Origin of the sequence: Actinosynnema sp. NPDC091369, assembly GCF_044757065.1 — a bacterium.
Classification (GTDB): Bacteria; Actinomycetota; Actinomycetes; order Mycobacteriales; family Pseudonocardiaceae; genus Actinosynnema.
Genome location: NZ_JBIVUG010000005.1, coordinates 24,858 through 50,381, shown reverse-complemented (window position 1 = coordinate 50,381; position 25,524 = coordinate 24,858). Strand labels below are relative to the sequence as shown.

21 protein-coding genes and 1 tRNA gene are annotated in these 25,524 nt (G+C 72.0%); 10 read left to right on the top strand and 12 right to left on the bottom strand.

The window, feature by feature from the left end:
• Positions 1-117 precede the first annotated feature (117 nt).
• Complete coding sequence (locus ACIQMJ_RS20165; RefSeq protein WP_499762519.1) at positions 118-1,140, top strand: helix-turn-helix transcriptional regulator; 1,023 nt, start codon at positions 118-120, stop codon at positions 1,138-1,140.
• A gap of 93 nt (positions 1,141-1,233) precedes the next feature.
• Positions 1,234-2,490, top strand: a complete 1,257-nt coding sequence (locus ACIQMJ_RS20160; protein WP_499762518.1) for a vanadium-dependent haloperoxidase — start codon at positions 1,234-1,236, stop codon at positions 2,488-2,490.
• Here ACIQMJ_RS20160 and ACIQMJ_RS20155 read toward each other — a convergent pair.
• The 3 genes from ACIQMJ_RS20155 to ACIQMJ_RS20145 form a co-directional block, all read right to left on the bottom strand.
• Positions 2,487-3,242: a phosphotransferase family protein gene (locus tag ACIQMJ_RS20155; protein ID WP_499762517.1), complete on the bottom strand. Its 756-nt coding sequence runs from the start codon at positions 3,240-3,242 to the stop codon at positions 2,487-2,489. The genes ACIQMJ_RS20160 and ACIQMJ_RS20155 overlap by 4 nt on opposite strands.
• 48 nt (positions 3,243-3,290) lie before the next feature.
• Positions 3,291-3,905 (bottom strand): cysteine hydrolase family protein, encoded by a 615-nt coding sequence (locus ACIQMJ_RS20150; protein WP_499762516.1) that lies wholly within the window; start codon positions 3,903-3,905, stop codon positions 3,291-3,293.
• Between the two features lie 77 nt (positions 3,906-3,982).
• On the bottom strand, positions 3,983-7,258 hold the full coding sequence (locus ACIQMJ_RS20145; RefSeq protein ID WP_499762515.1) for a hypothetical protein: 3,276 nt from the start codon (positions 7,256-7,258) through the stop codon (positions 3,983-3,985).
• A 302-nt stretch (positions 7,259-7,560) separates the two neighbouring features.
• On the opposite strand from ACIQMJ_RS20145, the gene ACIQMJ_RS20140 reads away from it, so the two are divergent.
• From ACIQMJ_RS20140 to ACIQMJ_RS20115, 6 genes are all read left to right on the top strand, one after another.
• Positions 7,561-7,634: transfer RNA gene (locus tag ACIQMJ_RS20140), tRNA-Arg, on the top strand.
• Positions 7,635-7,943: 309 nt separating this feature from the next.
• Positions 7,944-8,975, top strand: a complete 1,032-nt coding sequence (locus tag ACIQMJ_RS20135) for a pectate lyase family protein (protein WP_499762514.1) — start codon at positions 7,944-7,946, stop codon at positions 8,973-8,975.
• Positions 8,976-8,992: 17 nt separating this feature from the next.
• Positions 8,993-9,997: a pectate lyase family protein gene (locus tag ACIQMJ_RS20130; RefSeq protein WP_499762513.1), complete on the top strand. Its 1,005-nt coding sequence runs from the start codon at positions 8,993-8,995 to the stop codon at positions 9,995-9,997.
• Positions 9,998-10,012: 15 nt separating this feature from the next.
• A complete protein-coding gene (locus ACIQMJ_RS20125; protein WP_499762512.1) occupies positions 10,013-11,008 on the top strand; it encodes a pectate lyase family protein in 996 nt (331 codons plus the stop codon).
• Positions 11,005-11,994, top strand: coding sequence for a pectate lyase family protein (locus ACIQMJ_RS20120; protein ID WP_499762511.1), 990 nt, complete (start codon positions 11,005-11,007; stop codon positions 11,992-11,994). The genes ACIQMJ_RS20125 and ACIQMJ_RS20120 overlap by 4 nt, the downstream gene beginning before the upstream one ends.
• A gap of 136 nt (positions 11,995-12,130) precedes the next feature.
• Positions 12,131-12,922: a hypothetical protein gene (locus ACIQMJ_RS20115; RefSeq protein ID WP_499762510.1), complete on the top strand. Its 792-nt coding sequence runs from the start codon at positions 12,131-12,133 to the stop codon at positions 12,920-12,922.
• Here the strand turns inward: ACIQMJ_RS20115 and ACIQMJ_RS20110 are convergent.
• The gene (locus ACIQMJ_RS20110) at positions 12,892-13,572 is read right to left on the bottom strand and encodes a lytic polysaccharide monooxygenase auxiliary activity family 9 protein (protein WP_499762509.1); all 681 of its coding nucleotides are present in this window, start codon (positions 13,570-13,572) and stop codon (positions 12,892-12,894) included. The two genes, ACIQMJ_RS20115 and ACIQMJ_RS20110, sit on opposite strands and share 31 nt — an antisense overlap.
• Positions 13,573-13,773: 201 nt before the next feature.
• Positions 13,774-14,994, bottom strand: a complete 1,221-nt coding sequence (locus ACIQMJ_RS20105) for an SGNH/GDSL hydrolase family protein (RefSeq protein WP_499762508.1) — start codon at positions 14,992-14,994, stop codon at positions 13,774-13,776.
• A 223-nt stretch (positions 14,995-15,217) separates the two neighbouring features.
• On the opposite strand from ACIQMJ_RS20105, the gene ACIQMJ_RS20100 reads away from it, so the two are divergent.
• Positions 15,218-16,381: an endo-1,4-beta-xylanase gene (locus ACIQMJ_RS20100; RefSeq protein WP_499762507.1), complete on the top strand. Its 1,164-nt coding sequence runs from the start codon at positions 15,218-15,220 to the stop codon at positions 16,379-16,381.
• Between the two features lie 87 nt (positions 16,382-16,468).
• Here ACIQMJ_RS20100 and ACIQMJ_RS20095 read toward each other — a convergent pair whose 3' ends face one another.
• The 3 genes from ACIQMJ_RS20095 to ACIQMJ_RS20085 form a co-directional block, all read right to left on the bottom strand.
• On the bottom strand, positions 16,469-16,885 hold the full coding sequence (locus tag ACIQMJ_RS20095) for a DUF3995 domain-containing protein (RefSeq protein ID WP_499762506.1): 417 nt from the start codon (positions 16,883-16,885) through the stop codon (positions 16,469-16,471).
• Between the two features lie 238 nt (positions 16,886-17,123).
• On the bottom strand, positions 17,124-17,675 hold the full coding sequence (locus ACIQMJ_RS20090) for a hypothetical protein (RefSeq protein ID WP_499762505.1): 552 nt from the start codon (positions 17,673-17,675) through the stop codon (positions 17,124-17,126).
• A gap of 139 nt (positions 17,676-17,814) precedes the next feature.
• Complete coding sequence (locus ACIQMJ_RS20085) at positions 17,815-18,993, bottom strand: MFS transporter (RefSeq protein WP_499762504.1); 1,179 nt, start codon at positions 18,991-18,993, stop codon at positions 17,815-17,817.
• 58 nt (positions 18,994-19,051) lie between these two features.
• Here ACIQMJ_RS20085 and ACIQMJ_RS20080 point away from each other — a divergent pair, with 58 nt between their 5' ends.
• Complete coding sequence (locus tag ACIQMJ_RS20080) at positions 19,052-19,504, top strand: helix-turn-helix transcriptional regulator (protein ID WP_499762503.1); 453 nt, start codon at positions 19,052-19,054, stop codon at positions 19,502-19,504.
• On the opposite strand, the gene ACIQMJ_RS20075 is transcribed toward ACIQMJ_RS20080, so the two are convergent.
• From ACIQMJ_RS20075 to ACIQMJ_RS20060, 4 genes are all read right to left on the bottom strand, one after another.
• Positions 19,498-19,644 (bottom strand): DUF1059 domain-containing protein, encoded by a 147-nt coding sequence (locus tag ACIQMJ_RS20075; RefSeq protein ID WP_073892909.1) that lies wholly within the window; start codon positions 19,642-19,644, stop codon positions 19,498-19,500. The two genes, ACIQMJ_RS20080 and ACIQMJ_RS20075, sit on opposite strands and share 7 nt — an antisense overlap.
• Positions 19,645-19,795: 151 nt before the next feature.
• On the bottom strand, positions 19,796-22,561 hold the full coding sequence (locus ACIQMJ_RS20070; RefSeq protein ID WP_499762502.1) for a discoidin domain-containing protein: 2,766 nt from the start codon (positions 22,559-22,561) through the stop codon (positions 19,796-19,798).
• Between the two features lie 289 nt (positions 22,562-22,850).
• Positions 22,851-23,309, bottom strand: a complete 459-nt coding sequence (locus ACIQMJ_RS20065; RefSeq protein ID WP_499762501.1) for a pyridoxamine 5'-phosphate oxidase family protein — start codon at positions 23,307-23,309, stop codon at positions 22,851-22,853.
• Positions 23,310-23,313: 4 nt separating this feature from the next.
• Positions 23,314-25,365: a diguanylate cyclase gene (locus ACIQMJ_RS20060; protein WP_499762500.1), complete on the bottom strand. Its 2,052-nt coding sequence runs from the start codon at positions 25,363-25,365 to the stop codon at positions 23,314-23,316.
• Positions 25,366-25,524 lie beyond the last annotated feature (159 nt).

Below are 25,524 nucleotides of genomic sequence, written 5' to 3'. Positions count from 1 at the left end.
GCCGAGGAACCCTCGTCGACCTGCGGCGCACGGTGTCGGCCGGTGCGGTTGTCCAGACCACGCGGTCCGCGTAGGTTGTCCGCCTACGCCGCTGGCCCCGCTCACCGAGGAGGCGCGATGGACACCACCAGGGTGGCCTCGGCGATGCGCATCGGCGCCGCACTCGGCAGCGCGGCGGACGTCGAGTGGGACGAGGTCTTCGCCGGCCTGCGCCAGGCCGTGCCGCTGATGTGCGCGGTCCAGGTGACCGGCTGGGACCCGGTGGCGCGGCGGTTCGTGATCCTGGGCGAGCACGGCTACCACCGGGCCATCAGCCACGAGCTGGCGCACGAGCTGCCCAGGACGAAGTGGGGCGGCCAGCTGTTCGACTCGCCCGTGCCGCTGCTGATGGACGACATGCCGCACAACTTCCGCGACTCGCCGCACTACCAGGAGCAGCTGCGGCCCGCCGGGTTCGAGGACGGCCTGTCGGCGACGCTCAAGCTGGGGCCCCGGCAGGTGGTCGGGGTGCTGCACCTCAACGCGCCGGAGCGCTCGGCGTTCGACGAGGAGACCCGCCGGTTCGTCGCCGAGGTGGGCACGTTCCTGGCCCGCCGCGTCGACCCGCTGCACCACCCCAGGCTGGACGCGTGGTTCGGTCCCGAGTGGACGGCGAGCTGGGTGCTGCCGGTTCCGGCGCCGGTGACGGGTCGTTCCCCCGCGCCGCTCGCGCACGACCCCGGGCTGCGGGCGCTGGCGGAGCGATTCGCGGCGCTGGGCGTGCGCACCGTGCCGTTCCTGTGGCCGGCCAAGGACGGTTGGCACCGCGTGCGGTTGGTGCGCGTCGCGGACGACCCGCGTGGTGGTGGCGTGATCGCGGCCTGCACGGCGTTCGAGAACACCCCCGGCCTCACCGCCCGAGAGCTGGACATCGCCACCGGCCTGGTGGCGGGCCTGAGCAACCAGGCCATCGCCGAGGCGCTGGTCGTCAGCCGCCGCACGGTGGAGACCTACGTCGAACGCCTGCTCACCAAGCTCGACTGCCGGTCGCGAGGCGAGGCGGCGGGCGTCGCGGCGAGGGCCGGCTTCATCCGCCCGTCCCCGGCCGGCTTCGGCGACCTGGCCCGCCTGACCCGCGGCGCCGACCCGCACTGGGGCTGATCTTCGCGCTGGAGGGGCTATTGCGCCGGACGAACGCACGGCGATACGTTGCGTAGCGGTGTCGACACGATCCGGATAGCCCTGGGGTTGACGATGATCAGGACACGCCGCGCGGTGGTGCTCACCGCTCTCGCGCTGACCGCGCCGCTCACGTTCGGCCCGCAGGCGTCCGGGGAGCCCGCGCCCAACGCGGTCGTCGTCTGGGACCTCAACGCGCAGACCGCCATCTGGGACGTCGCCCACCAGTCGCCGCCGCAGGTCGCCGGACGCGGGTTCGCGATGGTCAGCGGCGCGGTCTACGACGCGGTGAACGCCATCGAGGGCACGCCGTACCGGCCCTACCTCGTCGCACCGCGCACCAACGGCCACGAGTCCACCGACGCCGCCGTCGGCACGGCCGCCTACCGGGTGCTGGAGGCCATCTTCCCGGAGCAGCGGGACCGGCTGCGCGCGCAGTACCTGGACTGGCTGGCCCGCATCCCGGACGGACCGGCCGAGCGCGGCGGGGTGCGGGTCGGCGCGCAGGCCGCCGCCGCGATGGTCGCGGCACGGCAGCACGACGGCGCGTTCGACCCGCGGCCCTGGACGGTCGGCACCGAGCCCGGCCGGTACCGCCCCACCCCGCCGGACTTCGCCAACACCGGCGCCTGGGTCGGCTTCCTCACGCCGTTCGCCGTCCCGGACGCGACGATGTTCCGCACCCCCGGGCCGCCCGCCGTCACGAGCGACGCCTACACCCGCGATCTCGACGAGGTCAAGCGGCTCGGCTCGGCCACCAGCACCGCCCGCACCGCGGACCAGACCGACGCGGCGCTCTGGTGGCACGACCGGCGTTCCGTCAGCTGGGGGATGAAGCGGGACCTGGCCGTCACCCAGCAACTCGACGTGCTGGAGACCGCGCGGTTCTACGCGCTCGCCGACTTCACGGGCACGGACGGCGCGATCGCCTGCGCCAACGACAAGGAGTTCTGGCACTTCTGGCGGCCGATCACGGCGATCCGGTCGGCCGACACCGACGGCAACGCCGCGACCACCGCCGACCCCGGTTGGACGCCGCTGGTGACCACCCCGCCGAACCCCGACTACCCGTCCGGCCACACCTGCCGCACCGCGGCGCAGATGACGGCGTACGCCCACTTCTTCGGCCGCGACGACGTCCCCTTCAGCGCGTTCAGCGTCGACAGCGGCACCACCCGGCACTTCGACCGCTTCTCGGACGCGACGGCCGAGGTGGTCGGCGCGCGGATCTGGGCAGGCATCCACTTCCGCTCCGCCGACGTCGACGGCACCGCCCTGGGTCGGGCCGTCGGCGAGCACATCGCCGAGCGCTACTTCCAGCCGCGCCGCTAGAGCTCCCGCATCCGGGACCTCAGCACGTCGAACTCGCACCCCGGCGCGTCCGGGTCGAAGCCGTGCTCGATCAGCCAGCGCGACGCCGTCAGGCTGCGCAGCGACCACCAGCCGCGGATCACCTCCCGATCGACGCCGGGGCCGTAGCCGGCCAGCAGGTCGTCCAGGCGTTCCTCGTGCCCGAGCGTCAGGATGGCGAGGTCGAACAGGGCGTCACCGGCTGCGGCCTCGGACCAGTCGATGATGCCGGTGACCTCGTCGCCGTCCACGAACACGTGGGTGATCTGGAGGTCGCCGTGGATGAACGCCGGTTCCCACGGCCGGAGCGCCGCCTCGGCGATCTCGCGGTTGCGCCGCACCACCTCGGCGGGCAGGACGCCGTTGGCGAGCAGCCACGCGCACTCGCGGTCGAGTTCCGCCGCCAGGTCCTCCGGCCTGGGCCCCGGCCAGGGCGGCAACGGCGCGTCGTGCAGCCTGCGGATGGCCGCACCCGCCGCGGCCCACGCCGCCGACGACGCGGGTGACGGTTCGCCGAGGACGCCGAGCGCCTTGCCGGGCACGGCGGCGATCGCGAGCGCGGGCGGCTCGTGCCACAGGACCGCCGGGGTCGGCACCGGCGCCATGGCCATCGCCCGCACCTCGACATCGGCGTGCGCCGGATCGACGTCGACCTTCAGGAACACGTCACCGACCCGCAGCGTCGCCCGCTGGCTGTGGGCGACGACGACCTCGACCTCTTCCACACCGGCCATCCTGGCGGGGGGTGATCGCCGATGTCGCCGGATTTTTCGGCCGGCGGGTCAGGACAGGGCGGCGATCACGTCGTCGGCGGTGACCGGCACCGAGAACATCGGGAAGTCGAAGCGCAACGCGTTGTCGTGCTCCTCCTGCGACGTGGCGGCGACGCAGTCGGTGAGGGTGACGACCTTGTAGCCGTTCTCGTAGCCGGTGCGCATGGTCGACTCGACGCAGCAGTTGGTCAGGAACCCACCGAGCACGATGGTGGTGATGCCCTTGCTGCGGAGGATGAAGTCGAGGTTCGTGCTGGCGAACGTGTCCAGCCCCCGCTTGCCCTCCACCACGATGTCGCCGTCCCGGGGCGCGAGGTCGTCCACGATCGCCGCGCCCCAGCTGCCCTTGACGAACGCCTTGCCGTCGACGACGCCCTTGAGGATGCCGTACGGGTGGGACGAGAGCTCGTGGTAGCCCTCGACGAACGTGATGGGCGCGTGCATCACCGTCACCCCGGCCGCCCGTGCCGCCTCCACCAGCGCCACGGTCTTGGGCAGCATGCCGGTCGTGCCCATCACCCCGCTGACCGCGCCGTGCAGCACGCCGCCCTCGCTGGTGAAGTCGTTCTGGTACTCGATCAGCACCAGCGCGGTCGTCTTCGGGTCCAGCACCAGCTCGGTCATCGGTGGCTCCTGGGTTCGGCGGGTCGCGGACCCGATTCAACGACCCCGCGCCCGCGCCCGCAATGCGGCGTCCGGGTTCACTCCTGGCTGGTGAACACCTCCGACGCGGCCTCGCGCACGTCCGGGTCCCCGTGCCGGCGCAGGCCGCGCAGCAGCTCGCGCCACGGCTCGGGCCACCCGGCGTCCCGGCCGGCGGCGGTCACGACCGCCAGCGCCAACACCGCCGCGCCCTCGGCCACCAGTGCCGCGGCGACGTCGAGCAGCCGTGGCCGGGACACGCGCCGCACGACGGCCGGGAGGACGCCCGCCACCTCCTCGGCCGCACGCCACGTCGACGCCGGGCCCACCGCCAGCCGGGCGACCTCGCGCAGCCCGTCGAGTTCCGCGCCCGGCTCCTCCCACGGCACGGCGACCACCGCCAGCCTCACCGCCCACGAGCGGTAGCCGGCCTCGGCCAGGTCCCCGACCAGCGCCCGTGCCGCCGCGCGCGACCGGTCCGAGTCACGCGTGTCGGCCAACCGGCACACGAGTGCCGCGATCCGCTGCCGAGCGGGCAGGTCGCGGTCCTCCTCCGCGTCGAACGCGCCGTCCGCGGCGAGCAGGGAGCCGACGGCGGCACGCAGGGGCGTCACGTCCGCCGTCGCGGCGGACAGCTCGACCAACGCGGTCAGCGCGGGCCGCCACGTCGCCGTGTCGGCGAGGTCGGTCACCCGGCCGACCAGCAGGTCCGTGCCGCCCGGCGACCAGCGCGTCCAGTGCGGCAACGCGCCCAGCCCGAGCCGGGCCGTGTCCTGGTCGGCCGAGTCCGCGAGCACGCGCACCAGCTCCGCGTACCGCGCCCGGTGCCGCCGGGGCACCACGTCGGGCCACTGGACCACCGCGCCCGCCACGGCGTGCTCGTCGGCGACGGCACGGGCCAGCAGCTCCCACGCGGCCTCGTCGTCCAGGAACCAGCGCGTCGCCGACACCAGGGCACGGCGCACGTCGCGGTGCGCGTCCTCCCACGCCCGCGCCAACGCCTCCGCCGCACCCGGCGTGCGGTGCTGCGCCATCAGCCGCGCGGCTTCCTTGCGCGAGGTCACCTTCGCCCCCGCCAGGACGGGGGCGAGCAGCGCGCCGAGCCGTTCGGGCGCGGTGAACCGGGCGCACCGGGTCACCGCGTACACGGCGACCCGCGCCCGGTCGGTGTCGACGTGCGCCAGCAGGTCGGGCACCACGTCGGCGGGCTCGTCGGTCCACGCCAGCGCGGCCAGCGCCGCCTCCGCCACCTGCACCGCGTCGTCGGCGAGGAACCCCCGCACCCGGTCGACCGCGCCCGGCACCCACCCGAGCGACCGCACCGCCGACGCGCGTTCGAACGGGTTGGCGCGGCGGGACGCGCCGAGCGCGGCCAGCTCGGCGGCGTACGCCTCGACCTGACGCGGCAGCCACCGGTCGAAGCACTGCCGGAACGGCGGCACGTACCGCACGCCGCGCCGCAGGAACCGGCCGTGCACCGGGCGGCCGATCACCCGGTCCAGCAGGTCGGTGCGACGCGTCCCGATCGCCTGGAGCACGGCGTGCACCGTGATGGTGGACGGGTCGTCGCGGAACACGCGCTCCACCCGTTCGTCGCGGTGCCGCGGGGGTGCCAGCCACAGCTCCACCGCGCGCCGCACGACGCCGTCGTCCTTCGCCGACCGGGCCTGGTCCACCAGGTCCTGCAACGCGGGGACGTGCCACGCCCGTCGACCCAGGCCCGACGCGAGAGCGAGCAGCACCTCGAACCGGCCGCGCCGGGCGTCCGCGGTCAGCCGGGGTCGCAGCGCCTCGAACACCTGGTGCTCGGCGCCCCTGGGCAGCGCCCGGTCCAAGCCGTGGAGGTTGATCCACGGCACCGAGCCACCCAGGTGCCCCAGCCCCGCCAGACCTGTCTCGACCAGTTCCGGGCGACGGGACACCGCACCTTCGCGGATGAGCGCGTCGGCCAGGGCGCGGACCGCGTTCTTGGTCTGCCAGGAGCAGTCGCGGGCCTGGGCCGCGTCGGCCATCAGCCTGGTCAGCGCGTCGGCCTCGGCCGGGCGGAACAGCCACGCCGGGATCGCGGCGAGCGCGGCCAGCGCGACCGACCGCACCGGGTCCTGCTCGTTGGCGAGCCTGGTCAGGCCCGCGATCACACCGCCGACCACCTCGGGATCGCGCGTGGCGGCGGCCGCGGCCAGGTACAGCGGGTACGCCTCGGCGCGCTCGTCTGCGGTGGCGCGACGGGTCGCGGCGAGCAGCGGGTCACGGGCGTCGGCCCAGTCCAGGCGCGCGGTGACGGCCAGGCGGCGGGCCGGGTCGTCGGCGACCTGGCGCGACGCCAGCAACCGCCGCGCGACCGCGGGCCGTGCCGACACGGGCAGCTCGTCCACCGCGACCAGCGGCGCGTCCGACCGGTCGCCGAACGCTCCGGTGAACACCGCCGCCCGCCGGGACGGCGCGATGGCGTGCAGGAACCGCGCCAGGTCCGGACCGTCGAGCAGGCGGGCCAGGGCGATCAGCTCCTCATCGCCGGTCCCGGCCAGGGCGCGCCACAGGGACCGCCGCCGCGGCAGGCGGCCGGTGCGGCGCGGGTCGGCCAGCAGGCGGGCCACGCGCGTGGGCGCGTGCCGGGCGAGGCCGCCGATCGCCCCGTCGAGCTGCCACGGCAGCGGCGCGTGCGGAAGCACCCGGGCCAGCAGGTCGAGCGCGCGGTCCGGCTCGGCCGGCGCGGCTCCGACGACGGCCGCGCCGAACCGGTGCCACACCGCAGGCCGGCCGACCGGCGCGGTGGCGTCCAGCTCGGCGGTCACGAAGTCGAGCAGCACGGCCGGGTGGCGACGGCCCAGCGACGTCCAGTTGGTCACCGCGTGCTCCAGGTCCGGCAACGCCGCCGCGACCACCGCCGACGAGCACACCGGCAGCAGGCCGGCGGCCTCGTGGTCGCCGAACGTCCCGCGCACGACCGGCAGCAGCCGCTCGGCCAGCGCTCGGCGCTGGTGGCGCCGCACGGCGGTGTAGAGGGTCTGGCGCAGCGCGGACGGCAGGTGCGGCAGCCGGTCCAGGAACACCTCGGCGGGCAGGTCCAGCCGGATGGCCACACCGATGGCCTGGCGCACCACCACCGTCTCGCGGGCCGACAGGCAGCGCGCGACGTGGTCGCGGTGGCCCGCCACGTGCGCGAGGTGCAACGCCAGCCGCCGCTCGAACACGCCCCGCTGGTCCAGGTCGGCCAGCAGCGCGTCCAACGCCGGGGAGCCGGTCAGCTCGCGGGCGGTGCGGGCGAGGAGCCGCTGACGCGCGCCGTGCGGCAGCGGGTCGAGGTCCTTGAGCAAGCTTCGCGCGGTGGTCACGGCGGGATTCTGGTCACTCGCCGCGCCACCCGCCACCGGTTTCGCCACAATGCCGCGGAAATGGTTTGACGGTGCCGCGGCCCGGTCGGCACGATGTGCGCACACCGAGCCGAGGAGCGGACATGCCGAACACGCGTCGACGCCGATCGGGCGGCCCGTGCTCCCCGCCGTGACCTGTTGAAAGGTCCGGTGCCGGGAGCCGCCCGTCGGGGAACCGACCAGGGCGGCTTTTCCTTTTCCGGCCACACCGGAAAAGGAAGAGCACAGGACCGCGGAACCATTTCACGGCCCGGTGACCCGAGGCCCTCATAGCTCAGCAGGACAGAGCGCGCCGCTACGAACGGCGAGGTCCCAGGTTCGACTCCTGGTGGGGGCACCGCTGGAACCCGTGCCACCGCGACTCTCCGGGACGAACCCGGCGGGGCGCGGTCGGCGGTTCCAGACCAGCACCGCCTTCGCGCGCGGCGGGCGAGAATAGCCGCGCGGAGCATTCCCGGTTAGCCGGAATGGGCGTTCGGTGACACATATGTGAACCAGCCCGTCGAATAGTCCGGCCACATATGTGAACCTCGCCTTCGGGCCGCCATGGGCCGTTGACACGCCGGAAACATGCGCTACGGTGCGATCAGAGAGCGCTTTCCCGATAACCCCTGCACTCACCCCTCATACGGGAGAGGAAATCGCCATGCCCGCATCTTCCGGGAACCGGCGCGCCCTGCTGAAGGTCGTCGTGGCCGCCGCCGCACTCGCCACGACCACGGTCGTCCTGCCCGGCGCCGCACCGGCGTCGGCGGCGACCACCGCGGACGGGTTCGCCTCGGTGAACGCACTGGGACAGAACGGCACGACCGGCGGCGCGGGCGGCGCCGTCGTCACCGCCACCACCACCGCCCAGTTCTTGAACTACATCTCCCAGCCGGAACCACTGGTCGTGCAGGTCAAGGGCACGATCACACTGCCGACCGGTTCGTCGGACGGCATGCACGACGTCGCCTCCGACAAGACGATCACCGGTCTGGGCACCGACGCCCGGCTCGTCGGCGGCGGGCTGAACATCGGCGTGCCGGTGGACGACGACGTCACCTCTCCCCCGGCCGATGCCGTGCACAACATCATCATCCGCAACCTGGCGCTGACCGGGGCGACGGACGACCTGATCAACGTGCAGATGTTCAGCCACCACATCTGGATCGACCACAACGACTTCTCCAACGGTGACGACGGCGCGGTGGACATCAAACGCGGCAGCGATTTCGTCACCGTCTCGTGGAACAGGTTCCACGACCACGACAAGACGTTGCTGCTCGGCCACGACGACGACAACGGCGCACAGGACATCGGCCGCTTGCGGGTCACGTACCACCACAACTACTTCGACGGCTCCGACCAGCGCAACCCGCGCGTCCGGTTCGGCGAGTCGGTGCACGTCTACAACAACTACTACCGCGACAACAGCTACGGCGTCGCCTCGGCGATGAACGCGGGCGTCGTGCTGGAGGGCAACTACTTCTTCAGCGTGAACAACCCCGGCCGGGTCGACTTCAGCGGCGACCTGGGCCGCATGGTCGCCCGCGACAACATCCTGGTCGAGTGCAACCACGCGATCGAGGTCCGCGGTTCCGTGGTCGAGCCGCGCACCTACTACAGCTACTCCCTCGACCGCGCCGCCGACGTCCCCACGATCGTGCCCGCCGGCGCGGGCACCGGTCGCATCTGACAGGAGCATCCGGACCGATGAGCGACATCAGCAGGCGCAGCCTCCTCGCCGGCGCGGCCGCGACGGCCCTCACCGCCGTCACCGCGCGCGCCGCCTCCGCGGGCACCGCCCACCACAGCCCCGTCACCACCAACCCGGTGTGGGCGGCGCCGTTCCAGACCGCCGACGGGTTCGCCGGCACGAACACCCTGGGCCAGAACGGCACCACCGGCGGCGTCGGCGGACCCGTGGTCACCGTGCGGGACACCGAGACGTTCCTGGACTACTGCGACCGCAACGAGGCGTACGTGATCCAGGTCGACGGGATCATGACGTTCAGCAGCAAGCAGGGCCTGCGCTCGAACAAGACCGTGATCGGCCTGCCCGGCGCGGAGATCCGCGGTGGCGGCCTGGACATGTACCGCCGGCAGAACGTGATCATCCGCAACCTGAAGTTCACCGGGGCGGACGACGACGCGATCAGCATCCAGCAGTCCTCGCACCACATCTGGATCGACCACTGCGACCTCAGCGGCGGCGCGGACGGCCTGATCGACATCGTCCGGGGCGCGGACTTCATCACCGTGTCGTGGAACAACTTCCACGACCACAGCAAGACCGCGCTGCTCGGGCACTCCGACTCCAACGCGGGACAGGACACCGGCAAGCTGCGCGTCACGTTCCACCACAACTACTTCAACGGCACCGACCAGCGCCACCCGCGCGTCCGGTTCGGCGAGCCGATCCACGTCTACAACAACTACTTCCGCGACAACCGGCTGTACGGCGTCGCGTCCACGGAGAACGCGGGCGTGCTGGTCGAGGCCAACTACTTCGAGAACGTGCCGCACCCGATCTACTCCGGCTACGACGAGAGCGGACCCGGCCGGGTGGTGGAGCGCAACAACGTCTACGTCAACTCCGGCGCGCCGCAGACCCTCGGCACGGTCGTGGAGCCGCGCACCTACTACTCCTACACCCCCGACAACCCGTCCACGCTGCCCACCACCGTCCCCGCCGGTGTCGGCGTCGGCCGGATCTGACCAGGAGGACCGCGCATGAGTCCCATCAACCGCCGACGCCTGCTCGCGGGCTCGGCCCTCGCCGCCGTGGCCGCCGCCGTGCCCCGTGCCGCGTGGGGATCGACCGGCGCGCTCGCCGTCGCCGACGGGTTCGCCGGGGTGAACGCGCTCGGCCAGAACGGCACCACCGGCGGCGCGGGCGGCCAGGCGGTCACCGTGACCACGGCCGACGCGCTCGCCGATTACGTCGGCCGCAAGGAGCCGTACGTCATCTCCGTGTCCGGCCGCATCCAGGTCGGCGACGAGATGCTGACCGTGGTCGCGAACAAGACCATCGTCGGCGTCGGCTCCACCGCCGAGATCACCGGCGGCGGCCTCCAGCTCGGCTCGACCACCCGTCCGGGCAACAACGTCATCATCCGCAACCTCCGGTTCACCGACGCCGCGGACGACTCGATCAGCGTCACCAACTCCGCGCACCACGTGTGGATCGACCACTGCGACCTGTCCGACGGCTACGACGGCCTGCTGGACATCAAGCGCAACTCCGACTACGTGACCGTGTCGTGGAACCACTTCCACAACCACAGCAAGGCCGCCCTGCTGGGGCACTCCGACACCTACACCAGCGACAAGGGCAAGCTGCGCGTCACCTACCACCACAACTTCTTCGACGGCACGGACCAGCGCCACCCGCGCGTGCGCTTCGGCGAGCCCGTGCACGTCTACAACAACTACTACCGGGGCAACTCCCTCTACGGCGTCGCGTCCACGATGGACGCCGGCGTCGTGGTCGAGGGCAACTACTTCGAGAACGTGGCGCACCCGATCCTGTCCGGCTACGACAAGAGCGGGCCGGGGCGCGTGATCGAGCGCAACAACGTCTACGCGGGCTCCGGCGCGCCGGAAACGCTGGGGACCGTCGTGGAGCCGCGTACCTACTACAGCTACGCGGTGGACGACCCGGCGTCCGTGCCGCGGCTCGTCACCGCCGGCGCGGGGGTCGGCCGCGTGCAGGGGGTGGCCTCGTGAAACGGACCGCTCTCGTCGTGATCGCCACGACGCTGCTCGGCGGCCTGGCCGTCGCGACCACCCCCGCCTCGGCCGCCGAGAGCGCGCCGATCGGCTTCGCCGCCGTCAACGCGATGGGGCAGAACGGCACCACGGGCGGCGCGGGCGGCCCCGAGGTCACGGTGTCCACCGCCGCCGACCTGATCGCCGCGATCAAGGCCACCGGGCCGCGCGTGGTGCGGGTGCAGGGGATGATCACCGTCCCGGCGGGCATGCACGACGTCAGCTCGGACAAGACGATCGTCGGCGTCGGCGCCGCGTCGGGCATCACCGGCGGCGGGCTGAACATCGGCCTGCCGGTCAGCGAGACCACCACTCCCCCGGCGGACGCCGTGCACAACGTGATCATCCGCAACCTGGTGTTCCGCAACGCCACCGACGACTCGATCAACGTGCAGATGTTCAGCCACCACGTGTGGATCGACCACAACGACCTGTCCCGCGGGTACGACGGGCTGATCGACATCAAGCGGGGCTCCAGCTACATCACCGTGTCGTGGAACCACGTCCACGATCACGCCAAGAACATGCTGCTCGGGCACTCCGACAGCAACGGCGCGCAGGACACCGGGTACCTGAAGGTCAGCTACCACCACAACTTCTACGACAGGACCTCGCAGCGCAACCCGCGGACCCGGTTCGGCAACCCGGTGCACATCTTCAACAACTACTTCCTGAACAACAGCGACACCGGCCCGGCGTGCCAGGCCCAGTCCGGCTGCTGGATCGAGGGCAACTACTTCGACAACGTCGAGGAGCCCATGACCAACAGCTACTCGGGCCCGAAGGGCAACATCGTCGAGCGCAACAACGTCTACGTCGCCAGCGGCAAACCGGTCGTGGGCGGCACCGTCACCGATCCACGCACCTACTACCAGTACTCGCTCGACCCGGCGGCCGACGTGAAAACCCTGGTCACCCAAGAGGCCGGCACCGGCAAGATCTGACCCGCCCCGTCACGCGGAGCAGGGCGACCCGACCCCGCCGGTCGAACCGCCCTGCTCCGCGTTCGCTGACGGGTGACGATCCACCATCGTGCCGTGCAGGTCTCTAATGCCGGACCGCTGCGCGGGTCGGGGCCGCGTGCTGCCCGCCCGGATCGGCGAGTGCGAGGTCTTCCTGCTGCTGGTGACCGAGACGTCGGTGCGCTCCCAGTGGGCGATGCGCGAGTTCGACTGGGCGGCCGCGAGCGTGCCGACCGTGCTGCCGCCCGATCCGCGAGCTCCCTACCAGTTCTCCGAACCGGAACTGCTCGAATTCTGCGCCGCCGGCCGGATCGGCGAACGGCGGGTCGTGCTCGACTCGACCGGGGTCCTGGCCCGGCGGATCTTCGAGCTGACAGTGGGAGAAGCCGTGCTCGACCTCGTCACGCGGTGGCACCCGGCGACTCGGGAAGAGCTCGCGGACGTGGCCGTCGAAGCCTGTCGAACGGCCGTCTCACGAGCCGGCACTCTCCAGGGGATCCGCCGTTCACGGCAGGGTGCGGGTCACCTCTTCCGGGCCTTGGACGCGACCGCAGGGCGGGAGTGGCTTCACGTGGGTCTCGCAGGGGACAAGTACAACGCGATCGCTTTCCTCCCGGCTCAGCACCTCGACGAGGAACTGCTCCGGAACGGGTTGTCGCATCCCCGGATGGAGGTGAACGCGGAAGACCGGATCACCCTTGGCAACCTCCAGGTCGCGGCACACCATGCCTGCGGAGGTCGCCGACGTGCCGTTCGCACTGGACAAGTTCGGCATCTCGCTGCGGGATCGCCACCACGTCGGTCTTCGGTGACGGGCCTGCTGGGCGGACAGCGTTCCGCGCCCACCCCTGCCCGGGTGGGCGCGGAACGGTCATCCGGTCACTGGAAGATGACGTCGCTGCAGAAGTAGTACGACTGGTCGGAGTGGCTGGCCTGCCAGATCGCGTAGACGACGTGGCGACCGGTGCGGCTGCCCGCGTTCACGGCGACCCGGTAGTGGTCCGAGGGCGCGTAGCGGCCCGTGGTGGCGACCAGTTCCAGGTGGTTCCAGCCCAGCGGCGTCGTCGTGGCGTCGTAACCCTGCCGCGACACGTACACCCGCAGGTAGTCGGCGCCGTGGCGGGCCTGGTCCCAGATGTCGAGGGTGAACTGCCGCGGCTTGGTCACGGCCTTCCACTGGCCCGGGTTGTCCAGCGCCGCGTACCGCATCCCGCCGGTCCGCCCGCCGCTGCACAGTTGGCCGTTGGGGATCGCGCCTTGGTGGTTGCCCGCGACCCCTTCGCGGTACAGGCCGTTCCAGTTCCACATCGCGGTGGTGTCGGCCTGCCACGCCTGCCAGCACATGGGGTCCTGCTGGGCCATCGTGGGGTTCTGGAAGTCGCTGCCCCACCGCTGCCAGCAGCCGTAGTTGCGCGACGGCGGGTCGACGGTCGAGCCGTGAGCCCGGGCGACGCCGGTGGTCACGGTCATCATGCTCGCCATGAGCCCGGCGACGACCGCGAGCGTCGCGAGGGCCTTGCCGAGCAGGCTCTTGTTCGCAGGGACGGATATGAGCGCCACTCTTTCCTCCTCGTTGAGGACAACCATGTTGGGTACCGACCATGGGTGGGCTGGGAGCGCTCCCAAATCGCACTGTAACGAGCCGTGCACGCGCAGGGGAAGTGTTGGCGGACAACAGGTTCGCATTCGACGCGCATTCGACCGCAATTCGACGAAACGCCCTCCCGACGGCTGCGGGAGGGCGTTTCGGGCACGCCGCCGCTACAGCACCGACAGGTCGACGGCCTCGGCCATGGCCCGGTAGCCCGCGTCGTTCGGGTGCAGCCGGTCACCGCTGTCGTAGGCGGGCCGCAACGCGTCCGGGTCCGCCGGGTCGGCCATCGCGCGGTCGAAGTCGACGACCGCGTCGAACTCGCCGGACGTGCGGATCCAGGCGTTCACCTCGTCCCGCACCGCCTCGCCGGCCTCGGTGTAGTAGCCGGCCCCCTTGAACGGCAGCAGCGTCGCGCCGACGATCCGCACGCCCCTGGCCCGCGCCTGACCGATCAGCTCGCGGTACCCCGCGATCAGCTGGTCCGCGGTGACCTCCTGGTTGGGCGTGGTGCACTCCATCGGGAACCGGCTGAACCCGATGTCGTTGATGCCCTCCAGCAGGATCACCGTGCGCACGTCGGGTCGGGACAGCGCGTCCCGCTCGAACCGCGTCGTCGCCTTTTCGCCGAAGCACGCCGAGTCGTTGAGCACCCGGTTTCCGCCGATTCCCGCGTTCACCACGCCGCGCCGTCCGCCCAGCCGCTCGGCCAGCTCGTCCGGGTAGCGGTTGTCCGCGTCCACTGTGGACGCCACGCCGTCGGTGATCGAGTCGCCGAACGCGACCACGACCTCGCGGCGCGGGAGGAGGTCGACCACCTCGACGCCGTTGAGGTAGTACCACGACTGCGACGTCTCGGTGAACGCGTCCGCGGCCACGTCGGCCCGGTGGTCACCCGACGCCCGCCAGGTCGTCGCACTGGCAAAGGCGTGCCCGGTGGCCGGCCCGGTCCTCCCGGCCAGGTACAGCGTCACGGTCACCTGGCTCATCGCTGCCACGGGCAGCGGCGCGAGGTCGCCGACGACCTCGCCGCCGACCGGCACGGTCACCGAGCGGTGCCCGTGGAAGGACAGGTGCCGCACCGAGTTCGGCCGCACCGTCGCGCCCTGCGCCGTCTGGGCCACCGTCGCGCCGGTCACCACCAGCGGCGACGTGCCGTAGGCGTTGGACAGCCTGATCCGCACCGCCGCGCCGCCGTCGCTGATCCGCACGACCTGGCGGACGGTGTGGTTGTCGAACCCGGCCACTCCCCAGTTCGGCCCGAGGAACTCCGTCGCCGCGTGCGGCGAGGCGGTCCACGTGGCGTTCCAGCCCAGCGGCGAACCCGCCGCGACACCCGGGACCAGCGCGATTCCCAGCGCGGCCACGAGAGTTGTCGCCAGTCTTCTCATGTGCGTGACCCCCGCTCACGTAGTAGATCCATTGCCCACGGTAGTCGCACGACTGCGGAGGGCAAGGCCGTTTCCGGGGCCGGACAAGGCAGGGTGTCGTCTTGACTGGCTCTTGACGATCGCCCGGCGGCCGACTTAGGGTCCGGCATCTCGAAAATTGCCGGATCAATGACGAAACTTTCGAACGCCGCCGTCGTAGTCGTCCGAGAAAGCGAAGACCGCCATGAAGTCGATCCGCCTCGTCACCGCCGCCATCGCCGCGGTGGCGTTGACCTCGCCGGCCCTCGTCGCCGCGGCCTCACCCGACCAGGGTGAGCTGTCGCCGGGGCACGCGAAGAAGGACAGCCTCCGCTGGGTGGCACCCAAGGGGTTCTACATCGGCACCGCCGCAGCCGGTGGCGGCCACCACGAGTCGCAGCCCTACCCCGACCCGTTCACCAAGGACCTCGAGTACCGCTCCGTGCTGGCCAAGGAGTTCAGCTCGGTGTCCGCCGAGAACCAGATGAAGTGGGAGTACATCCACCCGGAGCGCGACCGCTACAACTTCGGCATGGCCGACGCCATCGTGAAGTTCGCGCAGCAGAACCGCCAGGTCGTCCGCGGGCACACGCTGCTGTGGCACAGCCAGAACCCGGAGTGGCTGGAGCAGGGCGACTTCACCGCCGAGGAGCTGCGCGAGATCCTGCGCGAGCACATCACCACGGTCGTGGGCCGCTACAAGGGCAAGATCCAGCAGTGGGACGTGGCCAACGAGATCTTCACCGACGCGGGCGCGCTGCGCACCACCGACAACATCTGGATCCGCGAGCTCGGCCCCGGGATCATCGCGGACGCGTTCCGCTGGGCGCACGAGGCAGACCCCAAGGCGGACCTGTACTTCAACGACTACGGCGTGGAGAGCGTCAACGCCAAGAGCAACGCCTACTACGCGTTGATCAAGGACCTGAAGGCGCAGGGCGTGCCGGTGCACGGCTTCTCCGCCCAGTCGCACCTCAGCACCCGGTACGGCTTCCCCGGTGACCTGGAGACGAACCTGAAGCGGTTCGCCGCGCTCGGCCTGGGCACCGCCATCACCGAGCTGGACGTGCGGATGGACCTGCCGGCGGACGGCGTGCCGACCGCGGAGATGCTGGCCAAGCAGGCCGACTACTACAACCGGACGCTGGTGGCGTGCCTCAACGTCGACGGCTGCGACTCGTTCACCATCTGGGGCTTCACCGACAAGTACTCCTGGGTGCCGGTGTTCTTCCAGGGCGAGGGCGCGGCGACGGTGATGTGGGACGACTTCACCCGCAAGCCCGCCTACGACGCGCTGAAGTGCACGCTCGCCAAGGAGTCCGTCGAGCGCGGTGAGCGGCACCCGCACCTGCCGGCCTGCGCCAAGTAAGCAGCACCCCGACGCGCGCACGACCGCGTCACCGTGACCGTCGGCCCCCGTCCGAACCGAGAGTTCGGCCGGGGGCCGATTCCACGGTCAGCCGCCGAACGCCACCACCGCGCACGACGTGGCCAGCGCCAGGCACAGCGGCGAGTAGAAGCGCAGGTCGAGCCGGGCGAACTCGGTCGACTTCCGGGACGACGCGACCACCCCGCCCGCGCCGCGCAGCAGGAACACCGCCGCCACGCCCGCCGTGCCCACGACCGGCAGCCACGCCGGGCCGGGCACGCCGACGAGGTCCGCGCGGCCCGCGACGAGGTAGGCCGCGAGGCCGAGCAGCGCGGCGACCGCCAGCGTCAACCCGGGCGGCGGCAGCTTCTCCGGCGGCACGTCCACCACCCGCCGGGCGAACTCCTCGCGGGACCGCAGCGGCCACGGCGAGAAGACCCACACCACGTGCAGCGCGCCCACGGCCGCCAACACCCCCGCCGTGAGCAGGGCCAACACCGCCATACGACACCTCCGTACGCTTGCGTATGGTCGAGTGGCCGAACGGTAGCGCACGAATACTGAGAGCCAGTGACGCACGTCACGTCACGACGGGAACACCGGAGCGGGCCGGACCGTTGGAAGACTCGGTCGGTGCGGTCCGTGTCCCCGGGCCTCACCAAGCGCCTTCGCGGAATACCGTTCGGCTGGAGCCGCGTCGAGCCACTCGCCGAGAGGCGACCGCCGCGCCGACCCCTTCACCTCACAGCGGCAGCACTTCCAGCGAGCCGGGACCGGCGACCTGCCGAACCCCTGCCGTCACGCACTGGATCGGGTCGAACGTCAGCCGCGCGCTGACGAGGACGAGCGTGCGGCCGGCGAAGTCGCCGGAGTTGACGGTCGCCACGACGATGCCGACGTTCTCCCCGACCGGCCGCTGGCTCAGCGTGATGCCACCGGTGAAGCCGGACGTGCCCGTGTGGTGGCCTTCCGCGTCCTGCCACCTGACCGTGCCGGACGCGTTGGTGATGGGCGCGTTGATGCTGCAGCTGATCAACCCCGAAGCGCTGGCCGTGTAGTCGGCGAACACGTGCTCGTCGTCGACGATCTGGTTCGCGCAGGGGCCGAACCTGCCCTCGACCGTCACCGCGTTGAGGCGGGGCAGCAGTGTCAGCCCCGGGTCGATGGTCTGCTCGACGTAGCCGGGGCACGCCACTAACGGCGCGTCGGCGTGGGCGGCCGGCGCGGTCGCCAGAGCCGCGCAGAGCAACGCCGTGCCGGTCAGGAACGCCGTGAGGCGAGAGGAGCGCTTCATCGGGCGACTCCGTCCTCGATGGGATTCTGGCCTTTCGCGAGGGGAATCGCCCTGTCGGCCCCACCCCGTTAGCGGCCGTTCAGGTGAACCGGGACGCACCCGTTCGGCGGCTTCCGCGTTGCCGCGCAGACGGCCACCATCACCGGTGCGCCTCAGGTGTGGATGTCGCGTACAGGGCGGCCAACAGGGTCAGCGCGCATGCGGCGTACGCGGTCGTGCGCAGGGAGGTGACTTCGGCGAGGGCCGGCCCGACCAGGGCGCCGACGAACGTGGCCGCGGCTTCGCCGGTGAACATCACGGCGCTGACCCGACCCAGCACCGCCGTGGGCGTCACGCGTTGCAGGACGGTCTGCGTCACGACGAGGGCCGCCGAGCCCGCCAGCCCGATCACCACGGCGGCCGGGAGGGCCTGGGCCGGCGATGTGGACCCGAACAGCAGCACGAACCCCACCGACGTGACGCCGAGCGCGGCCGCCAGCACCGCACCTGACCGCAGGCGGTCGACCAGGACGCGACTCGCGGGCGCGCCGAGCAGGAAACCGACGCCGAGCCCGGACATCACCAGCCCGACCGGTCCGGTCCCGCCGAGCGTGGTGACGCCGAACGGCACCAGCAGCGCGCTGAGCGACGCGTTGGCGGCGAGGAAGACCGTGCTGACGACGAGAAGCGTCCTGGCGGTGCGTTCCGACCTGAGGAAGGCCAACCCCTCCGCCAGTTCCCTCCCGACACCGGTGCGCCGACCGTCGCCCGGTCGCCGCGCCAGGAACGCGAGCAGCGCGGCCGAGACGAGGTAGCTCACCGCGTCCGCGACCACCAACGCCGGGAACCCCACCAGCGCCGTCAACGCGCCGCCCAGCGGTGCGCCGACGAGCCGGGCCACGCCGTCGGTGAGGGAGTTGAGGGCGTTGGCACCGCTCAACGCCGTGCCGGTGCCGACCACGACCGGTGTGTGCGCCTGGGCGGCCGGCCGGAACACCACCGTGCCGGCGCTCTCCACGACCAGCGCGACGTACACCAGCCAGAGGTCGCCGGGGTCGCGCGCGAGCAGCAGCAGGAGGACAGCGGCGGCCCGCAGGACGTCAGCCGCCACCATCACCCGCCGCCGGTCCCACCGGTCGACCAGCACCTCCGCCACCGGGCCGAGCAGCACCGGCGGCAGGAACTCCGCCGCCAGCGCCGCGCCCGACGCCAGCAGCGAGCCGGTCAGGTGGAAGACGTGCGCGGGCACGGCGACGACGAGCAGCCAGGTGCCGAACACGCTGACCGTCCGCGCCGCCCACAGCAGCCGGAAGTCGCGGACGCGCAGAGCGGTGACCACCCGGTGACTATCTCCAGAAAATAGTCATCCCGGGTAGTGTTCTGACAAGATTGCCGCCGTGGCAGACGAACTGGGCCGGCGGCTTCGAGCGCTGCGCGCCGCCAGTGGGCGCACGGTGGCCGCGGTCGCCGCCGACGCGGGACTCTCGGTGCCGTACGTGGCGAACCTGGAGAACGGCCGCGGCAACCCGACCGTGGACGCCCTCACCCGGTTGGCTCAGGCGCTGGGCACGCGGCTGACCGTGGGGTTCGGCGACACCGGGGACCCGCCGCCGCCGCTGCCCGCCGCGCTGGTCCGGCTGGGCCGCGCGCCCTCGTTCCGCCGCGAGGTCCGCGCCTGGGCCGAGGCGACCGGTCAGGACGCGGACGACCTGGCCGGGCGGCTGCTGGACGCGCTGGCCCGCCTGTCCGCCCTCACCGGCCGGGAACTCGTCGAGCGCGACTGGCTGCGGCTGCTCGACGCCCTGCTGCTGATCGCGCTGCACCCCGACCCGGGCGAGGCGGCTCAGTAGGCCATGAACAGGATCTCGTCGCGCGAGTAGTCGTGGCCGGGGTGGTTCTCCTTGAGGTGCTGCTGGGTCTTCGCCACCAGGTCGTCCTCGTCCTGCCCCGTGATGTGCTCGCCACAGGGGCAGGTGATGTTCCGCTTCATCGCAATCCTCCGCTGGTGATCTCTCCCCACCGACTCTACTGAACGTGACGACACCGTGACGACGTTGTCGACCATTCGGGTTCGGCAGGACGGGACCGCGTCGGGGTGGCCGCGCCGGCGTCGTTGCCGCGCGGCCACCCCGGCCGAGGCGTCAGCCCGCGTACGCCTCGAACTCGCCGAGCTGGGCGGCGGGCCAGCCCGTGTTGCCGGTGACGGTCAGCCGCAGGTAGCGGTGGTTCGCCGCGACCGGGATGCCGACCTGGTTGCCGGACGCGGGGTCGAACCGGAACCCGGCCGACGCCACGAGCTGGCCGAAGTTCGTGCCGTCCGCGCTGCCGGACACGCTCAGGGTCTGCGTGCGCGCCTCCCACGCGGCGGCCGGCGGCAGCTTCAGCACGATCCGGTTCACCGCGACGCGGCTGCCCAGGTCGACCGTGAACGTCTGGGGGAACGCGTTGTTCGGGCTCTCCCAGTAGGTGTTCGCGTCGCCGTCCACCGCGTTGCCGCCCGGGAAGCCGCCGTTCGACGCGGCCTGGACCGGCTTGCCGCGCGCCACGTTGCCGGTCGGCTGAGCGGTGGTCGTGGTGGTGGTGGTGGTCGTCGTCGCGGTGCCCGCGTACACCTCCAGTTCGGCCAGCTGCGCGGCGGGCCACGCGGTGTTGCCGGTGAACGTCAGCCGCAGGTGGCGGTGGGCGCCGGAGACCGGGATCGTGACCTGGTTGCCGGACGCGGGGTCGAACCGGAAGCCGGCCGACGCCACGAGCTGGCCGAAGTTCGTGCCGTCCGTGCTGCCGGACACGCTCAGGGTCTGCGTGCGCGCCTCCCACGCGGCGGGCGGCGGGAGCTTCAGCACCAGGCGGCCGACGTTCTCCGACCGTCCCAGGTCGACGGTCACCGACTGCGGGAACTGGTTGTTCGCGCTCTCCCAGTAGGTGTTCGCGTCACCGTCGACGGCCTGGGCGGCCGGGAAGCCGCCGTTCGCGGTGGACGCGGTGACCGCCTTGCCCCTGGCCAGGTTGCCGCCCGGCAGGACTGTCGTCGTGGTCGTGGTCGTCGTGGTCGTGGTGGTGGTCGGCGGGGTGGTCGGGTCGGTGTAGATCGGGTCCGGCCACGGTCCGCAGTACGCCGGGCCGTCCCAGCCGGAGTTGCCCGCGCCCCTGGTGATCTGGAACGCGTTCTCGCCCAGGCAGCTGTAGACGCCGGCCCGGCCCAGGCCGGTCGCCGTGACGTTGGTGAACGACGCCGCCCCCGGCGACTGCAGCTGGATGCCGAACGTGCCCGCGCCGTTGATGCGCACGCCGTCGAAGTGGACGTTCGTGATGGTGCCGCTGATGAACTGGATGGCCTCGTAGTTGCTGTCGACCAGGTCGGTGTCGGTGACGTCGATGCGGCCGTTCATCGCGCCGTCACGGGCGTCGAACCACAGCGCGCCCACGCCGAACTGCCAGTTCGAGTCGAGCACGCCCGCGCGCAGCGTCGTGTTGCGCGACAGGGTCGTGGTGCCGGACAGGGGCACCGAGGAGAAGCGGTTGCCGACGTGGATTCCGCCGCCCTGGTCCTGGGTGTCGGCCACGACGTTCTCGGTGGCGACGTTGTCCCGGCCGCCGTAGATCGCGATGCCGTTGGCCTTCATCGGCACGACCACCGTGTTGCGGCGGATCGTGTTGCCGTGGTCGGCCTGGTGCTCGGACCAGAACGCGATGCCGTCGTCGCTGATGTTGCGGAACAGGTTGTTCTCGATCAGCACGTCGCTGATGCCGCGGTGCAGGTTCATGCCGTCGGCGAGCTGGTCCACGACCTTGTTGCCGCGGATGGTGAGGCCGGAGAACGGGCCGTCCAGCCACAGGCCGACCTTGGTGTGCTGCAGGAACATCCCGGAGATGACCGAGCCGCCGCCCAGCGCGCCGCCGATGGCGTTGGTCTGGTCGCAGTCGACCCGGTTGGTGACCTCGCCGATGATCGCGAAGTCGTGCAGGCCCACGCGGGTGCTCACGCCGGAGTTGCCGCCCTGGCCGCAGCTCGACGGCTCGCCGAGGCCGTAGAAGCCGACCCGGTCGCCCGCGACCACGCTGTGCCAGTGACCCGCGCCGCGGACGGTGACCTGGTCGACGGTGATGTGCTTGGTCACGGTGAACCGGCCGGCCGGGATCCACACCTCGCGGCCGGAGGTCTTCGCGGCGGCCACCGCGGCGTCGAAGGCGGCGTTGTCGTTGGAGCCGTCGTTCGGGGTGGCGCCGTGCTCGGTGACGGACACCGAGTTGGCGGGCCGCGTCGCCGCCGGTGCGACGAGCTCGAAGTCGGCCAGGTCGATCGTGTAGGACGGTGCGGTGTCACCCGCGTCGACCTGGAGCTTCACCTTCGAGCCCGCGGCGAGCGTGCGCGGGAACAGGGCGCGGGTGGAGTCGTAGAGGTGGTGCGGCTTGCCCTGGTTCGGGTCGTTGGCGTACGGGTAGCCGCCGTAGCGCCACGCGTACTTCGAGGTGAGCGTGAGGCTGCCGGTCTTCGTGCCGTCGAGGTAGAGCGACAGGGGCGCGGTGATGCCCGCGCCGCCGTTGCCGTCCGGGATGCTGTAGCGGATGTCGATCGAGTTCGCGGGCTCGGTGAGGGTGAACTCGACGTACCGGCCCTGACCGGACAGCGTCACGGCGCGCCGGCCGGACGCCTCGCCCTCCAGCGTGCCCTGGCGGCGGCCGGGGCCGATCTTCGTGCCGTTCGTGGCGGCCGACTCGGCCTCGTGCTCGACGAACGGCACGTCGGCGCCGCGTCCGGGGACGTCGAACGGCGAGGTGGCCGCCGCGGCGACCTGGGCGGCGACCTCGTTCGGCGCGACGGCGACCGCCGTCGCGGCCAGCAGGGACGTGGCCACCGCCGCCGCGCCGAGCGCCAGGGGGCGCCGGAGGGTGGGGTTGACTCGCATGGGTTCAGCCCTTCGTTGGACGGGACCTCGACGCCACGGAGCAGGGTGTGGCGTGGCGCACACCATAGGCAGGCGGCTCACCTGATCGCAAGATGTCTACTGAAAGACGCAAAAACCTGACTGCGACGGATTCGGAGACATCTCGCGACCCGCTTGCAGCCGGTTTGCGGAAACTTGCGCTCACTTGCAGTGGGTGCCGAGCGGCTGTCGAGGCCGGCCCGAAGTGCGTGCGGCCGTCGGCGGCAGCCCGTCCTCGGGTCCGCCGGTCGCCCCTCCGCGAGGGCGCGCGTCAGTAGGTGCCGCTCAGCTTGCGGTGGTCCCAGGAGACCACCGAGGTCGGCGCGAACCGCAGCCCCACCCGCTTCGCCGCCTGCGCGGCCACGAACGCGTCCAGCTCCGGGCCGCTGTGCCCCGAGTACCGGGCCGCCACCGCCGCGCCGATGCGGGCAACCTCGGCCGGCTCCTCCACCAGCCGCGCGTCGCACTCCATCGTCACGCCGCGCAGCTGGTCGTAGGTCTCCCCCGCCTCCAGCTGGAGCGTCGCCTCGGGCTTGCGGCGCAGGTTCGCCACCTTCTGCGACGCCCGGTAGGTCCAGCCGGCCAGCTCGCCGTCCTCCACCACGAACCACAGCGGCACGAGGTGCGGGCGGCCGTTCGGGCCGATGGTGGCCACCGTGACCACGCGCTGCTCCTCCAGGAACGCGCGCACCTCGTCCGTCGTCATCGTGATCAGGGCGCGGCGTGACATGGCGTCAGGATAGGCGGCTGTCCTCGCGCGGCGCGGGCCCGGCGTTCAGGTCGCCCACCACGCCCTTCTCCAGCAACGCCAGGAACACGTCCACCAGGTCCGGGTCGAACCGCGCGCCCCGACCGGCCCGCAGCTCTCGCACCGCCTGCTCGTGGGTCAACGCGCGCCGGTGCGGCCGGTCGGCGCGCATCGCCGCCCACGCGTCGCACACGGACAGGATCCGCGCCTCGATGCGGATGGTGTCGCGGGTCAGGCCGTTCGGGTAGCCCGCGCCGTCCCACCGCTCGTGGTGCTGGCGGATGACCTCGGCCACCTCGCCGTGGTCCGGCAGCACGCTCACCATCCGCGCCCCGCTGTCGGGGTGCTCGTGCAGCAGGTGCCACTGCTGGTCGGTCAGCGGACCGGACTCGGTGAGCAGGTCGTCGGGCAGCACGATCATGCCGACGTCCAGCAGCCGCCCCGCGCGGTGCGCGTTGTGGATCTCGGCCGGGTTCCGCTTGAGGTGGTCGGCGACGGTGCGCGCCCACTCGGCGATGGCCAGACTGCGCCCGGGACTGGCCACGCGCAGGTCGACCAGGTCCGCGACCTGGTTCAGGTAGTCCACCGCGACGTCCTCCCGGTGTTCGGTGAGCGATGTGCCACCGGCGACCGCCCGGTCCCGGCCGAGGTCCTTGGCCAGGTACAGCGCGCGATCAGCGGCGGACACCAACGCGGACGCCGTGCCGTAGTGCGGCGCGAACGCGGCGGTGCCGGCGGAGAGCGTAACCGTCACCGATCTCCGACCGCTCACGGCGATCGGATGGTGGGAGACGCCGTGCCGCAACCGTTCCGCGAGCCGGCTCAGGTTCTCCGCGTCCGCACCGGTCGCGATCAGCGCGAACTCCTCGCCGCCGTACCGGGCGAGCACCCGGCCCTGCCCGGCGATCGCGCGCAGCCGGTTCGCCACCTCGACCAGCACCCGGTCACCCGCCGGGTGCCCGAACCGGTCGTTGATCGACTTGAACCGGTCCACGTCGAGGATCACCACGCCCAGCGGGCCGCCGGTGCGCCGGGCCCGCACCACCTCGTCGGCCAGCCGCGCCTCGAAGTAGCGGCGGCTGCGCAGCCGGGTGAGGCTGTCGGTGATGGCGAGCCGGCGCTGGTCCACCGCCAGGCCCGCGAGCCGGGTCGCGGTCAGCGCGAACAGCACCGCGCAGCCCGCCGCGATCACCGGCACGTCGCGGCGCACGCCTTGCGCGTGCTGCACGAGCAGCAGCAGCGGGCCGATCAGCGCGCCACCGGACAGGAGCGCGAGCCGCGGCCAGCTCAACCGCAGCGCGGGCACGTCCACCGCCTGCGCCATCCGGCCCATCGACGGGTGCAGCGCGCACGCGCCCAGCGCCAGGTTGCCGGTCAGCCAGATCGCATCCAGGAAGTTGCCCGCCTCGTAGCTGAGGTCCAGGCGCTGCAACACGTACACGGTGTCCGCGGTGAGGATCGCGGTCAGCCACAGGGCGAGCAGCGCGAACGACCCGTCACGCCGTCCGGCGCCGAACAGCAGCCGCAACGACACCAGCAGCAGCACCAGGTCCATCAACGGGTAGGCCAGCGACACCATCTCGACCAGCACCGGCGTGCCCAGGCGGGTCTGCGGGCCGATCACGAACACCCAGGACAGCAGGCCCGCGACCACGGTGAGCGAGACCGCGTCGAGCAGGCTGGGCAGGTCGCGGTCGGAGCGGCGCTGCCGGATGAGCATGAGCAGGCCGACCACGACGAGCGGGTAGTGGGCCAGGTAGAACGCGTCGGCGACGGCCGGGTAGCTGGCGTCGTGGAGCACGTAGTGCGACATGTAGAACGTGGCGTCGGCCAGGGCGTACACGAGCTGGCTCAGGCCGAGCACCAGCCAGGGCGCGCGGGGCTCGGGCCGGTTGCGCCGCACGCCCCACCAGACGGCGAGGGCGGCGGACGTGCTGACCGCGCAGTAGACGACGACCCGCAGCGGAATCGTGCCGACGAAGATCGGCAGGGCGTAGTAGGCCCCGACGGATAACAGGCCGAAAGCCAGGTAACCCATCCACAGCTGATGTTGTTTTCCGATCGGGATTCCGCGGTTTTCGACCGACGTGGCTCCGGCGACGCGCAATCCCGGCACTCCCTACTGAGGCAACGCTGACGTTCGACAAGGCGGAGCCATGAGACCGGAAAGGGGAGTCCGCGTCAATCCCTGTTGCCG

Coding starts and splice junctions, on each gene's coding strand:
- ACIQMJ_RS20165 (WP_499762519.1), top strand. CDS start 118: ATGGACACCACCAGGGTGGCCTCGGCGATGCGCATCGGCGCCGCACTC.
- ACIQMJ_RS20135 (WP_499762514.1), top strand. CDS start 7,944: ATGCCCGCATCTTCCGGGAACCGGCGCGCCCTGCTGAAGGTCGTCGTG.
- ACIQMJ_RS20060 (WP_499762500.1), bottom strand. CDS start 25,365: ATGGGTTACCTGGCTTTCGGCCTGTTATCCGTCGGGGCCTACTACGCC.
- ACIQMJ_RS20065 (WP_499762501.1), bottom strand. CDS start 23,309: ATGTCACGCCGCGCCCTGATCACGATGACGACGGACGAGGTGCGCGCG.
- ACIQMJ_RS20130 (WP_499762513.1), top strand. CDS start 8,993: ATGAGCGACATCAGCAGGCGCAGCCTCCTCGCCGGCGCGGCCGCGACG.
- ACIQMJ_RS20100 (WP_499762507.1), top strand. CDS start 15,218: ATGAAGTCGATCCGCCTCGTCACCGCCGCCATCGCCGCGGTGGCGTTG.
- ACIQMJ_RS20070 (WP_499762502.1), bottom strand. CDS start 22,561: ATGCGAGTCAACCCCACCCTCCGGCGCCCCCTGGCGCTCGGCGCGGCG.
- ACIQMJ_RS20160 (WP_499762518.1), top strand. CDS start 1,234: ATGATCAGGACACGCCGCGCGGTGGTGCTCACCGCTCTCGCGCTGACC.
- ACIQMJ_RS20090 (WP_499762505.1), bottom strand. CDS start 17,675: ATGAAGCGCTCCTCTCGCCTCACGGCGTTCCTGACCGGCACGGCGTTG.
- ACIQMJ_RS20125 (WP_499762512.1), top strand. CDS start 10,013: ATGAGTCCCATCAACCGCCGACGCCTGCTCGCGGGCTCGGCCCTCGCC.
- ACIQMJ_RS20155 (WP_499762517.1), bottom strand. CDS start 3,242: ATGGCCGGTGTGGAAGAGGTCGAGGTCGTCGTCGCCCACAGCCAGCGG.
- ACIQMJ_RS20150 (WP_499762516.1), bottom strand. CDS start 3,905: ATGACCGAGCTGGTGCTGGACCCGAAGACGACCGCGCTGGTGCTGATC.
- ACIQMJ_RS20105 (WP_499762508.1), bottom strand. CDS start 14,994: ATGAGAAGACTGGCGACAACTCTCGTGGCCGCGCTGGGAATCGCGCTG.
- ACIQMJ_RS20095 (WP_499762506.1), bottom strand. CDS start 16,885: ATGGCGGTGTTGGCCCTGCTCACGGCGGGGGTGTTGGCGGCCGTGGGC.
- ACIQMJ_RS20075 (WP_073892909.1), bottom strand. CDS start 19,644: ATGAAGCGGAACATCACCTGCCCCTGTGGCGAGCACATCACGGGGCAG.